We start from the raw sequence: 15,691 nt of genomic DNA, 5'->3' as shown, positions 1-15,691 counted from the left end.
ATTTTACGGGTATCACTCATAAGTTCTACAACTTGTTTTACACCTCTTTTGCGATCACGGGAGTATTTGTCCAGCCATTTATAAACTGCCGTTGTAGACACTTCATACTCTTTGCTAACCTCTGAAACTGTGGTGAGGTTCCTTTCAATTTCCCGAACTTTTTTACGCTTAAAGCTATCACTAAAATAACGATTTACTCGTTGTGACGATTCTTTAGAAAAATCTTGTGGTTTTGCCATAATACTGAGTTGTTTTAAACTCCGTAAAACGGTCAACCTATTTCAGTACCCGACAGTTTAAGGCTGTGGATTCGGGTTTGGGGTTTGCTTGTCCTCCGAAGCTCAGAAAGAGCGAAGGAGCATTGTTTGGAGTTTGATTAGGCTTCGGTGATCGGGGATTGGGGATTCCCTCACTAGAGTTCCGGCGAATAAAGATATTGATTTTACCTCCTCAACAGAGCACTTCGTCACTTCATCGGTGGGTTACTCCGTCACAGGTTCACTCCTTCACTACATCACTACATAACTCCATCACTCCTTCACTAGATCACTCCATCACTACACAACGGTTAAACCTCCGTTAAAAGGGCAACAGGAAAACAAAAGCTTTCGTACATTTATTAGATGTTTTAAAGTAAAACTGATAAAAAGGTGCGGAATTGGAACTGAAGCGTGAGAATCATTCGGTTTTCAATTCCTTCCGAAGAATTAAATCTAACCAGCAGTCCGTGGGCTGCATAAATAATCGACCTATGAGAGATCTAGTTTGGCTTATCATCGTTTTATTGATCATTGGATGGCTGATCGGCTTTTTTGCCTTTCCCGATATTGGAAGCCTTATCCATATACTGATCGTGATCGCAGTGATCCTGATCATCTACAAATTGCTTACAGGCAGAAGTCTGTAGCAAAACCAGATAACTGTAACAGGTCACCTTCAGGAACCGATGGAGAATTCCGGATCTGCCTCGTATGGCACGGTTTGTAATTTTCGGAATTCGGTCACCTGGGTGGCCTTCTTTGTTAAAACTGATTTCTAAACATAATTTGATTGACATGTGGAATTTAAAAGGACAGACCGCGCTGGTAACCGGCGGGTCTAAGGGTATAGGAAGGGCTACTGTGCTTGAGTTTTTGGAACTGGGAGCCGAAGTTTTGTTCACCGCCCGAAACGGGGAGGATATCATTAAACTGGAAGATGAACTCTTAGGCAAGGGCCATAAAGTAAAAGGAATGATAGCTGATGTCACCCTTGCCGATGACCGGCAGAAGATCCTACACTGGATAGAGAACAACTGGAAGGCGCTAACCATTCTGGTAAACAACGCCGGCACGAACATCCGCAAGAAGGCGCTGGAATATTCCGAAGAAGAATACCGAAAAGTGCTGGAGATAAACATGTTCGCGCCTTTTGCCCTTTCCATGCATCTTTATCCGCAGCTTAAAAAAGCACACCGCGCAAAGGTGATCAATGTCGCCTCCTCTGCCGCCACACAAGACGTGGGTTCAGGAACCCCTTATGCCATGTCAAAAGCCGCATTACTGCAACAGACCCGCAGCCTGGCCGTGGAATGGGCGGAAGAGAATATCCGCGTGAACGCCGTCTCTCCCTGGTACACCCACACTCCGCTAACCGACAGCGTACTCCAGCAGGAAGACCGGAAGCGTTCCATTCTAAACATGACTCCGCTAAAGAGGGTCGCCCAACCGGAGGAAATGGCTTCGGTGATCGCTTTCCTGGCCATGGATAAATCCTCATACATCACCGGGCAGAACATTGTCGTGGATGGAGGAATGAGCGTGAAGGCGATTTGAAGCAGTGATGAAGTGATGAAGTGATGGAGTGATGCTGTTGTTTGTGGTTTAACCCCTAAATCCTCCCTCAATACTTCGGGACAAGCTTTAAAGGGGGACTTCTCTGATCACTGCTAATTGATCATTGTTGTATGAAAAAGTCATCCCGACGGAGCCTGAAAGGCGACGAGGGATCTCCTTCTTTATAGTGGTAATGTGAAGGAGTGATGATGTAGTTTGTGGTTTGCTTGTCCTTCGAAGCTAAAAAGCAAAGGAGGATGGTTTATTGTTCATGGTATAGAAACGATTGTCACACTGAGCCCGACTGCGATAGCAGGAGGATTAGTCGAAGTGCTCTTTTAGATAAACCTGTAATTCCACTATGAAATTTTACTTCGTATATATATTGAAATGCTCAGATAATACCTATTATACAGGATTTACATCTAACCTGGATAAACGTCTCCAGCAACATAAAGAAGGTTATGATCGAGAATCATATACTTATAAACGAAGACCGGTCGAACTTCAATGGGTTGAACAATTCACCGATCCAAACCATGCTATTGCTATTGAAAAACAATTAAAGGGTTGGAGTCACAGAAAAAAATTAGCTCTAATTGAGGAAGATTGGGAGAAACTGGTGGAATATTCAAAAAATAAGTATAATTCAAACAAACTTGAGTAAGCCAAAACAAAAAATGAAATATCACTTTCAAAAGGACTTCGACTATTCGATTAACTGCCTACCGGCCTGCAAATCGGCTCAGTCTGACAAAGTAGTTTCAAAGCCTGAGGAAAGTTTGATACATAAAATCACTATTTTAGTCTCCTAAACCTTCCCACCAAATGAAAAACTACTACACTCTCTTAACAGCCTTTGTTCTGATTCTATCCGGCTGCAAAAATGAACCTGAAGAAAAACATTCTGAACCTGAAAAAGAACCTACCGTCGTTGAAAAGATCGCGAACGCGAATGGACTGGAAAACTTTGACAATATAACCGAGCTCAAATATACCTTCAACGTAAAGGTAAACGACAGCTTAAGAACAAGTCGAGCGTGGACGTGGGAACCAAAGACCAATACGGTTACCCTCACCACTCCGGATTCCACAGTAACCTACAATCACAAATCAGAGGCCGCTGCCCACGAGTGGGTCGATCAGCGGTTCATCAATGACCAGTACTGGCTTTTGTTCCCTTTCCACCTGGTGTGGGATGAAATGAAGTGGCAGCATGAGGAGGAAGCTACTGCGCCTATCAGCGGAGAAACCATGGAGCGGGTAATCGTAACCTATCCGGCAGGTGCCGGGTATACTCCGGGAGATGTTTATGAGGTCTATTTTGACGACGACCATATCATCAAGGAGTGGGTATACAAATCGGGTGGTTCCGAAGAGAATCCTTTTGCCGCTACATGGGAAGAGTACGAAGATCTCAAGGGGGTCAAGATCGCTACAAGGCATAGGAATGAGGATGGGAGTTTTGAACTTTTCTTTGATGGCATTGAGATAAAGACAGAGTGATTGGTGATTGGGGAACGGGGATTGGAAAATTCGGAAAAGGGATTGGTGATTTGTGACTGGGGATTGGACTTTTTCAAGCACGTCCAACATGACCCAGTACTATTTAACTTGTATAATTAATGGCAGAAAACTTCGAAAAGCTAGAATGTTGGAAGAGTTGTAATGAACTAAAGCTATTTATTCGGCAGGAGATCCTTCCTAAGCTGCCAAAGACCGAACGCTTTGAACTTTACTCTCAGATCTTAAGAGCATCACGATCGGCAACCGCGAATATAGCTGAAGGCTGGGGCCGATATCACTATAAAGAAAATATTAAGTTTTTGCTAAATGCCCGAGGCTCTGTAGCCGAAATCCTGGACCACTCATTAGAAGCCCATTCCTGGAACTATATTTCAGAAGAAACTCTTCAGGAGATTCGGGATAAATCTGATTCCTGCATTCGACTATTGAATGGGTATATCAGGTATCTGAGAAAGCAGAATGCGGAACAATAGTAATCAGAGATTAGGGATTGGAGAACAAAAATCAGACAGTTGGATTGAAATAAACAATTAAAGAATTAACCATTCCCCAATTAACCATTCCCCAATTAACCATTCCCCATTTAACCATTCTCCAACTGCGAAAAATTTCCATTTCCAACCTCAAATCCTTACTTTTGTTCAGCAGCAGAAGGCTGCGACTCCCGGCACTTCAGAGTGCATACCCCTACGGAGATCAGATCGAAAAATTGCGAAACGAAAAGAACTTTATGAACTGGTATGCGCTGTACACCAAACCCAGATGGGAAAAGAAGGTGGCGAAGGAACTGGAAGAGAACGGCATAGAATGTTACTGTCCTACGGTTACTGAGGTCCGCCAGTGGAGCGACCGCAAAAAGAAGGTCACCACTCCCCTTTTTAAATCCTATGTTTTTGTCAGGCTTACGGAAAAAGAACGCGCCAGGGTCTTTGATGTTCCGGGAGTCGTACAGTATATCTTCTGGCTGGGAAAACCGGCAATCATCCGCGATGTGGAGATCGAGACCATCAAACGCTGGCTGGAGGATGACCGGGTGGAAGACGTGGAGATAGGCCACCTCACCCCCGGCGACAAGATCACTATCTCAAGCGGCAGCTTTAAAGGACAGGAAGCCATCATTGACAAGGTTGGAAGAAAACGCCTTAGGCTGGTACTAAAAAGCCTGGAATGCGTGGTGAGCGTCAAGGTTTCGGAGGCGCTGGAGTAGTTTGTTGTTAGTTGTTTATGGTTTGTGGTTCATTGTCATCTCAACAGAGCTGCTGGACCGAAGGGGAAAGCAGCGACGAGAGATCTCTTTTGTGATGTGATGCTGTGATGAAGTGAACAAGTGACCACGGGGTTTGTGGTTTCTAGATAAAAATGTCATTAAAACCGTCTTTGCGAGCCTGCCTATCGGCAGACAGGCGAGTAAACGATACTTTCTTGAAACCAAATAATTACCGAGCGAAGCAATCTCACGTTGAATTGCAGGATGTTCATTTGCTACCCGACCCTATTCAGCAAAACTACGGCAGATTGCCCTGCCTACCGGCAGGCAGGCACGCTTCACTGCGTTACGCTCGCAATGACAAGAACAAAAGGAAATGTTCACTCAGAAGCAACTTCGACCCTTCGACAAGGCTCAGGACAGGCCTTTCCTCTTTTCAGTCGGGCTCAGTCTGAGATACCCTTCCATAACCGACAACAGAGAACCGACAACCGACAACTGCAATCCATTCTCCAATTAATCATTCTCCAAGAGCCCGAGACCCGCAACAGGCAACCCGCAACCGGCAACCATGTTTCCCCGCTGATCTCGTGGATATCGGATTAATTAATAAGATAAACCTACGCTGTGGTGGGTAAGCAACTAGAGAACTGAGAACCGAGAACTGCGAACCAAACTTCCAATCCCCAGTTAACCAATCCCCGATTAACAATTCCCCAATTAACCCATCCCCACTTTCCTCTGTCCTCTGCCCACTGCCCTCTGTCCTCTGTCCTCTGTCCTCTGTCCTCTGTCCTCTAAAAATTACGTTTTCCCGTAAAGACCTTCTCAGGAACTACTATATTTTTGCTCAGAACTCAACTTGTTGAAAAAAAGAATAATTTTTTAACAAACAAAATTTGTCTTAAAGATATGTTAAGGCAGATATTTGCAGTCAGTTATAATTAACCCATCGCCCCCTACCCGATCGGATCCTAACCTAATGTACCCGTTATGAACATCCTCGATCAGGAAGTGATCCTAGAGTTTTTCCGCTCCCACTACGAATTATTTATCGGCAGTGTGTTTCTTATCACTTTTGCCCTCACTTATTATCTCATCCCCAAAGTGATCTGGGTAAGCAACCAAAAAGACCTAATGGCGACTGTGAATGCCGGCAGCGTACATAAAACGGCGGTGCCTGCTTTTGGCGGAGTGGCATTCTTCATCAGTCTCATGCTGGTGCTTTCCATTGTGCAGACCATGAGGCTAAGTTTTGAAGGCAACCACCTTATCGCTGCCATTACCCTGCTGTTCATGGTAGGCCTTAGGGATGACATGGTAGAGTCATCGGCCAAAGTGAAACTGCTGGGGCAGATGACGGCGGCCATGTTCCTCATCTTTTCCCCTGCCCTTGCGCTGGAAAACCTGCACGGCTTTTTAGGAGTACATGCAATTCACCCTCTCATGGGACTTTTCATAAAGTTATTCATAGTCATCGCCCTGATCAATGCGTACAATCTGATTGACGGAATTGACGGACTGGCCGGGGCGACAGGAATGATCATCTCCGCTACCTTCGGTTTTATCTTCTATACTACCGGACATTCCTTTGACCTGCTTGTGAGCATCAGCATTCTGGGGGTTTTGGCAGCTTTCCTGCGATTCAATTTCTCCCGGAAGAAGAAAATTTTCATGGGCGATTCCGGCAGCATGGTAATAGGCCTGCTGTTGGCTTTTTTGAGTGTTAAATTCATCGGAATGAAGCCCCAGGCCAACCTGATGGCTGAAGGATACAGTCCGGCAAACCGACTCCTGTTCCTGGCCTGCATTCTTTTTATACCGATCTTTGATACCCTGCGGGTGGTCGCGGTCAGAGTAAAAAACGGTAGCCGACTCTTCAAAGCCGACAGAAATCATTCCTACCATGTGTTGCTGGATCTGGGACTTTCCCATCGAAAAGCTTCTTTAGTAATGGGCTTAATGAATTTAGGGGTGATCGTTTTCTTCCTTCAGTTCTCTAGAATGCTTCCGCACCTGTGGCTGGCTGGGCTGGTATTTTCTTTTTATGCTTCAGCCTTTGGGCTTTTTGCTATTCTGAAGAATATCGCTGTTAGAAAAATGGCAGTTACTTCCAAGGTGGTCACGGAGTAAAGCTGTTTGTTGTTTGTGGTTTAACCCCTAAATCCCCTTAAAGGGGACTTTAATCGTCGAGCTGATTGACCGAAAGGAAAAATCAGCGACGAGAGATCTCCTCTTTCCAGTAACGTTGTGATCGAGCGACGGAGTGAAGCTTGAAGTTGGAAGTTAGAAGTTGGAGATTAGAAGTCATAAATCGTAAAAGGTCAAAAACAAATAAGTTAACCATCCCGGACCAACCATTCCCGCAACAGGCAACCCGGAACAGGCAACATTCAATTCCCGCAGATCTCGCAGATATCCGCTGAATTGAAAAAGATGACTTTCCTTAACTTACCCTACGACGGGCGCTGAAACTAAGAACGGCGAACCGAGAACTGAGAACCGAACTTCCATTCCCCGATTAACCATTCCCCAGTTAACCAATCTCCGATTAGTCATTTCCCAGTAACCCGAGACACGCATCCCGCAGCCGGCAACCCGCAACACGAGTCAGTCATTGTTGATAAAAATTTCAAATCAATTCCTACAGATTTTTCTTTCGGCTAATCTCCTGTAATTCATATTTCTATAACATTTACTTAACAATTTTTTCTTACATTCATATAATAATTATCATGGTTTTCCGTAATATAATTAGATTATCTACCTTATTTTTGCAGATGCTTTAATACTGCAGAAAAATTCCCTAAATTTTTAACAGTTAATCGTTGCGTAAAAGGCTGAAGAGCAGGTATCTTTGTCGGCGCTTTTTATCGATCTTCTATGCTTTTTCATCTGGCTCCTTATGGGAGTCGGGGCGGCGAAGCCGTGCCGCGCTAAGCGCGGAAGGAGAACGGGGATCGGAGAATGGGACCGGAGAACGGGGATCGGAGAATGGAGAATGGAGAATAGATAAAAGTGATTAACCAATCACCATTTAACCAATCACCAATTAACCAATCACCGATTCACAGCTTTAAAAATACCGTCTACAAACTAACGACTACTACTGACTACAGACTACCGACTACAGACTAACGACTACCAATTAACAAATGTCCAATCATCAAAACACACCCGCTGAGGCGGAAATAGACCTGCGAGAAGAACTACAAAAATACCTTCGCTACTGGCCCTGGTTCCTGGCCTGTATAATTGCCGCGGTAGCTGCATGTTTTGTAGTGCTTAAGTTCATGACTCCGGTATATCCCACCACCGCCACCATCCTCATCAAGGAAGAAGACAAGAACCCGACAAGCGGCCTGGAAGCCTTTACCGAACTCGGAATGCTGGGCGGGATGAACACCAACAGTATTGAAAACGAGATCGGGATCCTTAGGTCGTACCGACTCATGGAAAACGTGGTGAAGGAGCTGGACCTGAACGTGCGTTATTTTTCTGAAGGATTTTTCCAGGACAAAGAGCTGTACGGCACTAGTCCGGTAACCGCCCAGGTGCTAAGCCTGGACAGGGAAAAGTTCATGGACCTGGAAGATACAGGAGCGAGCAGCTTCAGAATAGAACTTAAAAATGACAATTCCCTGGAGGTCTTCCGGCTTTCAGATGAAAGGAAATACAAGGCAGACTTTAATGAACCTGTGAACCTGGGGTTCGCGACGGTGAGCTTCCGAAGAAATGAACACTCTGCAGATCTCGAAGGAGCCTTGTTCTTAAGCCTGAACCTGCCCGAAAAAGTAGCCGACGCTTACCAGGAGGAACTCCAGGTCCAATTAGTAGAAAAGAATGCCAGTCTTATCGAACTTCAGTTGCAGGACCCTGTTCGTGAAAAAGCACGGGATATCCTGGACCAACTGGTGCGCGAGTATAACAGGGAGGCCATTGAAGACAAGAATCTGCTGGCCCTGAACACGGCAGACTTCATCAATGAACGCTTAGGCATCATCAATGAAGAGCTGGCGACGGTGGAAACCGGGAAGGTGGAATTCAAGGAAAATAATAAGCTTACCGACCTGCAGGCTGAGTCGCAGGTCTTCCTGACCAGCGCCACCGAAAACAAAAAACGTCAGCAGGAACTGGCCACCCAGATCGAGCTTGCCGATGCCATGCTCGAATTCATGCAGAACGGTTCTTCCTCCGGACTGCTACCGGCCAACCTGGGAATCGATGAGAATATGGCCAACGAAGAGATCAACAGCTATAATGAATTGATCCTGGAGCGCAACCGCATCTTGAAAGGCTCCACCGAAAAGAACCCGGTGATCATCACCCTCAATGAGCAGATCGCCGAACTGAAACAGAACATTCACCACAGCCTTACCCGCTTGCGTGCGAATCTAAAAATAGCCCAGGACAACCTGAACCGGGAGACCGCTTTGATAGGCTCAAAGATTGCTGCGGTTCCGGTCAAGGAAATGGAATACCGCAATATCGAGAGACAACAGCAGATCAAGGAGAGTTTGTATTTGTTCCTGCTTCAGAAAAGGGAAGATAATTCGCTTTCCCTGGCGGCCACTGCCCCTAAAGCGAAGATCGTGGATCACGCCAGAAGCTCAGATGCACCGGTGTCACCCAAGCCGAAGATCATGTATTTGGCAGCCCTAATTTTAGGAATGCTGGTTCCGTTTTTAATTATCTACCTCAAGAATTTACTGAACAATAAAGTGCGGTCCCGTCATGACCTGGAAACAGACCTGAAGAATTTTCCGATCCTGGGTGAGCTGCCAAAGATCACCAAAAATAATCCGGAGCTCATTCAGCGAAATGACCGCTCCATGCTGGCAGAAGCATTTAGAATATTGCTGCACAACCTACAATACCTGGTAAAGAGCAGCAGTAAAACCAACGGTACCTGTATCATGGTGACCTCTAGCATTAAGGGAGAGGGCAAGACCTTCACCTCCTTCAACCTGGCCATCACCCTCGCACACAGCGGGAAGAGTGTGATCCTGCTGGGAGCCGACCTTAGGAATCCGCAATTGCAGCGTTTCATTCCCGAAAGCACCGGCTACAGAGGGATCAGCGATTACCTTGTAGACCCTGAACTTGGCCTGGAAGAACTGATCAAACCATCAGGACAGCACGAGAGCTTTGATATCCTGGCTTCGGGGAGCATTCCCCCGAACCCAACCGAATTGCTGAACAGGCCGGCCATGAAAACCCTCATAGAAAAACTGGAAGACCTGTATGATTACGTGATCATCGATTCGGCGCCTACAATGCCGGTAGTGGATTCCTTCCTTATCACCGAACATGTGGACCTGAACCTGTATGTAGTACGCGCCAATTATACCGACCGAAAACTACTGGATTTCGTAGCCCACGCTAAGGAAGAAGGAAAATTAGAGAACATCGGGCTCATCCTGAACGGGCTGGATACCTCCGAATTTGGTTACGGTAATAAATACGGGTACACCTATGGAGAGGAAACGGTTCCGCTTTGGAAGAGGTTAACGAGAAAAGCAGCGTTTTGGAGCTTGTAACCTTTTTATTCCTGTTCTTTTTTGCATCGCCCAAAAAAGAACCAAAAAAGTCTAGGGCTTACGAAAGTGTATCTAAATTTTTCATTCGGCTTCTAAATTTTAGGAACTCGCCTTTTTAATTTTTACTAATTAGAAATAAGCGTTTGGCTCAAACAGCCTAAAATTTCGCGAAGCCTCATCTCAAATTTTACGATAAACTTTCGATAGGCCCACACAGATGAATGGAAAAGAAAGTCTTTCGACATGGTTTATCACCTCTACTGTGCTGATTTGACCAGCAGGGAAAAGCAGCGACGAGAGATCTCTTTTTTGCTGTGATGAAGTAAGGAAGTGACGAAGGAATGGAGTGTTTTGCTGTTCGTTGTTTGTTGTTTGTTGTTCAAGGATAGTTCCAATTTGAAAAACTAATTATTGATCATTGTTAATTGTTTATTGACTCCAGAACAACCAATCCCCACTTAGCAAATCACCGCTCCCCTTTCACAACATCACAAGGTCACATGATCACTTCATCACTCGTTATTGTTAATAACTTCAAAGGGTTTTTAACTTCTAAAATTTGTGTTAAAGAATTGTGAAACAATATATTTGCAGTCGGCTTTGAAAAAGCTTCCGTTCATCGGGTTTTTTCATGCTTTCACCGACCGTCTCTCATGAAAAATGGGACCCGGAACGGCGAAGCCGTACCCGCCGCAGGCGCGGGAGGAGAACGGAGATCAGGGATTAGAGACTGGACAAGAATCACTAAATATCCAATCCCCGATCCCCAATTAACCAATCCCCGATCAACCAGTCACCAATCATTTTCAAGCAGCCCCTACCCTGCTGAAAAGACGAAACATAAAATAACCAACACTCCAAACCCCACAGCAAAAATTCACTCCCTACAGAATTTAGTGCTGTGGCAGTGTAGGGATCATAAGGCGGAACGCCCGCAAACATAACCAGCAACTGGATCTAAGTTTCTTTTTTTAGCACCATACCTATGTCAAAAGTTTTGCACGTAATATTGACCGGAGGAGTAGGAAGCCGACTATGGCCCCTTTCCAGGCAATCCCGGCCAAAGCAATATCTGAATATTTTTTCTGATCACTCATTATTCCAATTAGCAGTGAAACGTAATGCTGCTTTCTCGGATGGGTTGATAGTAGTTGGAAATCAGGGAAACCGGCAGCTTTCTGAAGTCGGCCTTGAGAAACTAGGTATCACTGAGTATACAGATATTGTAGAGGCCACACCAAGGAACACGGCTCCCGCTATCGCTTTTGCCGCTTTTGCAGCACAACCTGAAGATATTTTGCTGGTTACCCCGGCCGATCACATCATCAAGGAAGGACCGGAATATTCCATGGCTGTGCAAAAAGCCATTGACCTGGCAAAACAGGATAACCTTGTCACCTTTGGGATTCAACCGACAAAACCGGAAACCGGGTTTGGATACATTGAATACCGGGAAAATGAGGTGCTTTCCTTCAGGGAAAAACCCGACCTGAAAACCGCTGAAAATTTCATAGCCACAGGAAATTTCCTCTGGAACAGCGGCATGTTCTGCTTTAAAGCAAGAGTCTTCCTAGAAGAATTAAAGAAATATACTCCTGAAGTTTATCAGAAATCCCTGGAAGCTTTTGAAGCCGCAAAGGATCATCATCTGGAAGAAACTTCATCCCTGGAAATTCCTTCCATTAGCGTAGATTATGCTGTAATGGAAAAGAGCGATCGTATCAAGGTCGTTCCCTCAGCTTTTGAATGGAGCGACATGGGCAGCTTTGAAGCAGTCTATGATTACCTAAAAGAACAGGGCCACGCTGTAGATGAATTTGGTAATATGGTCATCGGGAGTGACAGTTTCACAGCTTTCATAGGATTGAAGAACAGCATCCTGGTCTTCACCGAAGATGCTAACCTGGTCCTGCAAAAAGAGGCTTCACAGGATGTGAAAAATATTTATCAGAAACTCGAACAAGAGAAATCTTTACTCATAAACTAAATCAATCCGCGGAATCTATATCAATCAATGGAATCCGCACCTTAATAATCCGTGTAATCCGCTATAATCAGCTTAATCTTATTTAAAAAATGGAACATGATGTAAGGCCCTGGGGGCAGTACTGGGTTTTGGATGACTCAGCCACACACAAAGTAAAGAGAATCGAAGTAAACCCGGGTGGTCGCTTATCATATCAGTATCATCACAAGCGGGCGGAGGTCTGGACCATTGTAGAAGGCGTGGGCAGGATCACTTTAGACGGAGAGGTAAAAGATTATAAAGCGGGAGAAGTGGCCATCATTCCTTTGGGCGCGAAGCACCGCATCGAAAACCCCACCGATAAAAAATGTGTTTTCGTAGAGGTACAGCACGGAACCTACTTCGGAGAAGACGATATTGTACGAATAGAAGACGACTATAACAGGAATTAAATCATGATTAACGGAAAAACAATTTTAATTACAGGCGGAACAGGGTCTTTAGGAAAGGCTTTAACCAATCACATACTGAATAAGTATCCAAACGTAAAAAAGCTAGTAATTTTCTCTCGGGATGAACAGAAGCAATTTCAAATGGCTCAGGAATATCCCCAACATCAGTATCCTCAATTACGATTTTTAATTGGAGATGTTCGCGATAAGGAAAGATTAATACGAGCCTTTAAAGATGTAGATTACGTCATTCATGCTGCAGCCATGAAACATGTGCCTATAGCCGAATACAATCCGGATGAATGTATAAAAACGAATATTGGTGGAGCTGAAAATGTAGTTCATGCCTCTTTGGAAACTGGAGTTGAAAGAGTAGTTGCATTATCTACAGATAAAGCTTGTGCTCCAATTAATTTATATGGTGCAACAAAACTTACTTCAGACAAACTTTTTATTGCAGCCAACAACATTAAAGGATGGAACCCAATCCGATTCTCAGTAGTGCGTTATGGAAATGTTATGGGTTCAAATGGTTCGGTCATCCCATTCTTCATTAATAAACAGAAGGAAGGAGTATTACCCATCACCGACCCAGAAATGACTAGGTTTAATATTTCATTACAAGGAGGTGTTGATATGGTAATGCACGCCCTGGAACATGCATGGGGAGGGGAACTTTTTGTTCCAAAGATTCCTTCTTATAAAATAATGGATGTAGCAGAAGCGATCGGTCCGGATTGTGAAAAGAAAATAGTTGGAATCAGACCTGGAGAAAAAGTTCATGAAGAAATGATCACTCCTTCAGATTCATTTTATACTTATGACTTAGGAAGGTATTACGCAATACTACCGTCAAATCCCCGATGGAGTTTAGAAGAATTCATTGGAGAATTTGATGCCAAAAAAGTACCGTTAGGCTTCAAATACAATTCGGGAGAAAATACAGAATGGGAAACTGTGGAGTCACTGCGTTCTTTAATAAAAGAGCATGTGGATGAAACTTTCGAAGTTGTACAATAACCAAATTATGACGAATAACTCTATACCTTACGGGAGGCAAAATATTACTGAGGAAGACATACAAGCGGTTATTGAAACCTTAAAATCAGATTATCTTACTCAGGGACCAAAGATTGCTGAATTTGAAAAAGCTTTTGCTGATTATACAGGAAGTAAGTATGCAGTGGCAGTTGCGAATGGCACGGCGGCTCTCCATCTTTCCACACTTGCGCTTGGCGTACAAGAAGGCGATAAAGTAATTACCACTCCTATCACATTTGCCGCATCAGCGAACTGTGTAAGATATTGTGGTGGTGAAGTTGTATTCGCTGATATTGATCCCGAAACTTATCTCCTGGACATCAGTTCAGTGAAAAAACTTCTTGAAGAAGCTCCCAAAGGAACATATAGCGGCATAATTCCCGTGGATTTTGCTGGACGCGCAGTGAATTTAGAAGAATATAAAGTTCTGGCTAAAGAATATAACCTCTGGCTCATTGAGGACGCTTGTCATGCCCCTGGAGGATTTTTCACTGACTCTAAAGGTCAAAAACAATTCTGCGGAAATGGTAACTTTGCAGACCTAGCAATATTTTCTTTTCATCCGGTGAAACATATTGCTTCCGGGGAAGGAGGCATGATTACTACTAATGATGAAGAATTATACCAAAAATTACTTCAGCTTCGCACGCATGGTATAATTAAAAATGATGAACTGTATAGTAACTCAATTGAATTTGCGGGTGGTAATCATAATTATCCTGGCTGGTATATGGAAATGCAGGATCTAGGGTTTAACTACAGGTTAACAGATTTTCAGGCCGCCTTGGGAATTAGCCAGTTAAGGAGAGCAGGAGAAGGTTTGAACCGCCGACGGCAAATTGCAGATATTTACTATAATGAATTAAAAAATGAAGATTTCATTCTGGGACAGACAGGAGTTATTGAAGGTCATGCATATCATCTTTACATTCTCGAGGTTAAAGATCGGTTAGGTCTTTATAACCATTTAAGAGATCATAAAATATTTGCTCAAATCCACTACATCCCTTGCCATTTAATGCCATATTATCGAGACTTGGGTTGGAAGGAAGGAGATATGCCGAATGCCGAAAACTATTATATAAAATGTATTAGTTTACCCATGTTTCCAACATTAACAGATTTAGAGATAGATTTTGTAATAAAAAAAATTAGAGCTTTTTATGAATAAAAAAATTGTTCTGTTAGGTCATGGAGTTGGAGTGAAATTTACAATAGAATCTTTATTAGAAAATTCTACTCTAGGCTATGAAGTAGGTGGAGTTATAACTCATCCTAAAGAAGAGCACACTCATGATCTTCAAATGATGGAAAATAGGAAAGAAATTTATGGAGATCATGCTTATAATGTTTTTAAAGTTGTAGAAGATTACAACATTCCTCTTCTAGAAAGCCGTGATGTAAACTCCCAAGAAGCAGTCAAATGGATAGAGAGTATTAATCCAGGGTACATTATTAGCATAGGTTGTAGAAATATAATTAAACAACCTTTTTTGGAAAAATTCAAAAAAAAAGTTTTTAATATTCATACTACTCCGTTACCTAAATACCGAGGTGCTGCCAGTGATTCTTGGATGATACTAAATGGTGAATGGGGAAAAAAACTATATGGGTGTGTTCATTTCATTGATACAGGTATTGACACTGGTAATATTATAGCTAAAAGCTATTACAAAATTCCTGATTTATGCTATCCAATTGATTTGTTTAAAATAAGGATGAATACTTTTAAGTCATTGCTGCCCGAGACCATTAAAGCATTACAAGACCCTAGTTTTAAAGGATTAAAACAAAATATGGAGGATGCTACGACTTTTCCCCGTCTAAGTACTCCAGTTGATGGAATTATAAACTGGAATTTTTCAGGAGAGGATTTAATTCGTTTTATTCATGCATTTGGTTATCCCCATGAAGGAGCATGCTGTTACCTGGAGGGTAAAAAAATCAATATACTGGAAGCAGAGTTTGTAAATACTATAAAATTGCACCCTCATGCTAAAGGATTGATATTTGGTAAAAATTCACTGGGAATGTATAAAGTAGCTTTGAAAGACGGATATTTATTGGTTAAGAAGATTGAGGTTAATGGAAAATCAACTCAACAAAATAAAATTTTCCGGTTAGGAAAATTTTTAAAATAACTT

14 protein-coding genes are annotated in these 15,691 nt (G+C 43.4%); 13 read left to right on the top strand and 1 reads right to left on the bottom strand.

Annotated features, from left to right (window positions below; translation table 11 throughout):
* Positions 1–239 (bottom strand): transposase (locus BLS64_RS14360; RefSeq protein ID WP_143019339.1); only part of this gene is annotated, 239 nt, incomplete at its 3' end.
* A 512-nt stretch (positions 240–751) separates the two neighbouring features.
* On the opposite strand from BLS64_RS14360, the gene BLS64_RS15100 reads away from it, so the two are divergent.
* The 13 genes from BLS64_RS15100 (at position 752) to BLS64_RS14295 (ending at position 15,688) form a co-directional block, all read left to right on the top strand.
* Positions 752–907 carry a lmo0937 family membrane protein gene (locus BLS64_RS15100; protein WP_143019338.1) on the top strand — a complete coding sequence of 52 codons (156 nt, stop codon included), beginning with the start codon at positions 752–754 and terminating at the stop codon, positions 905–907.
* Positions 908–1,055: 148 nt separating this feature from the next.
* Complete coding sequence (locus tag BLS64_RS14350; RefSeq protein ID WP_093114433.1) at positions 1,056–1,814, top strand: SDR family oxidoreductase; 759 nt, start codon at positions 1,056–1,058, stop codon at positions 1,812–1,814.
* A 361-nt stretch (positions 1,815–2,175) separates the two neighbouring features.
* On the top strand, positions 2,176–2,481 hold the full coding sequence (locus BLS64_RS14345; RefSeq protein WP_093114430.1) for a GIY-YIG nuclease family protein: 306 nt from the start codon (positions 2,176–2,178) through the stop codon (positions 2,479–2,481).
* Between the two features lie 161 nt (positions 2,482–2,642).
* Positions 2,643–3,320, top strand: a complete 678-nt coding sequence (locus BLS64_RS14340) for a hypothetical protein (RefSeq protein WP_093114429.1) — start codon at positions 2,643–2,645, stop codon at positions 3,318–3,320.
* A gap of 119 nt (positions 3,321–3,439) precedes the next feature.
* Complete coding sequence (locus BLS64_RS14335; protein ID WP_093114428.1) at positions 3,440–3,814, top strand: four helix bundle protein; 375 nt, start codon at positions 3,440–3,442, stop codon at positions 3,812–3,814.
* Positions 3,815–3,978: 164 nt separating this feature from the next.
* Positions 3,979–4,548, top strand: coding sequence for a UpxY family transcription antiterminator (locus BLS64_RS14330; protein ID WP_317039643.1), 570 nt, complete (start codon positions 3,979–3,981; stop codon positions 4,546–4,548).
* Positions 4,549–5,541: 993 nt separating this feature from the next.
* The gene (locus BLS64_RS14325) at positions 5,542–6,681 is read left to right on the top strand and encodes a glycosyltransferase family 4 protein (protein WP_093114427.1); all 1,140 of its coding nucleotides are present in this window, start codon (positions 5,542–5,544) and stop codon (positions 6,679–6,681) included.
* A 1,022-nt stretch (positions 6,682–7,703) separates the two neighbouring features.
* Positions 7,704–10,088 carry a GumC family protein gene (locus BLS64_RS14320; RefSeq protein WP_093114426.1) on the top strand — a complete coding sequence of 795 codons (2,385 nt, stop codon included), beginning with the start codon at positions 7,704–7,706 and terminating at the stop codon, positions 10,086–10,088.
* Positions 10,089–11,073: 985 nt separating this feature from the next.
* Positions 11,074–12,075: a mannose-1-phosphate guanylyltransferase gene (locus BLS64_RS14315; RefSeq protein ID WP_093114425.1), complete on the top strand. Its 1,002-nt coding sequence runs from the start codon at positions 11,074–11,076 to the stop codon at positions 12,073–12,075.
* Between the two features lie 89 nt (positions 12,076–12,164).
* Complete coding sequence (locus BLS64_RS14310; RefSeq protein ID WP_093114424.1) at positions 12,165–12,506, top strand: phosphomannose isomerase type II C-terminal cupin domain; 342 nt, start codon at positions 12,165–12,167, stop codon at positions 12,504–12,506.
* A 3-nt stretch (positions 12,507–12,509) separates the two neighbouring features.
* Positions 12,510–13,526, top strand: a complete 1,017-nt coding sequence (gene pseB, locus BLS64_RS14305) for a UDP-N-acetylglucosamine 4,6-dehydratase (inverting) (protein ID WP_093114423.1) — start codon at positions 12,510–12,512, stop codon at positions 13,524–13,526.
* A gap of 7 nt (positions 13,527–13,533) precedes the next feature.
* Positions 13,534–14,718: a UDP-4-amino-4,6-dideoxy-N-acetyl-beta-L-altrosamine transaminase gene (gene pseC, locus BLS64_RS14300; RefSeq protein ID WP_093114431.1), complete on the top strand. Its 1,185-nt coding sequence runs from the start codon at positions 13,534–13,536 to the stop codon at positions 14,716–14,718.
* The gene (locus BLS64_RS14295) at positions 14,711–15,688 is read left to right on the top strand and encodes a methionyl-tRNA formyltransferase (protein WP_093114422.1); all 978 of its coding nucleotides are present in this window, start codon (positions 14,711–14,713) and stop codon (positions 15,686–15,688) included. The genes pseC and BLS64_RS14295 overlap by 8 nt, the downstream gene beginning before the upstream one ends.
* Positions 15,689–15,691 lie beyond the last annotated feature (3 nt).

Origin of the sequence: Salinimicrobium catena, from assembly GCF_900102915.1 — a bacterium.
Classification (GTDB): Bacteria; Bacteroidota; Bacteroidia; order Flavobacteriales; family Flavobacteriaceae; genus Salinimicrobium; species Salinimicrobium catena.
Note: the sequence above shows the minus strand (reverse complement) of the source record. Positions and strands in the feature narration are given on the sequence as shown.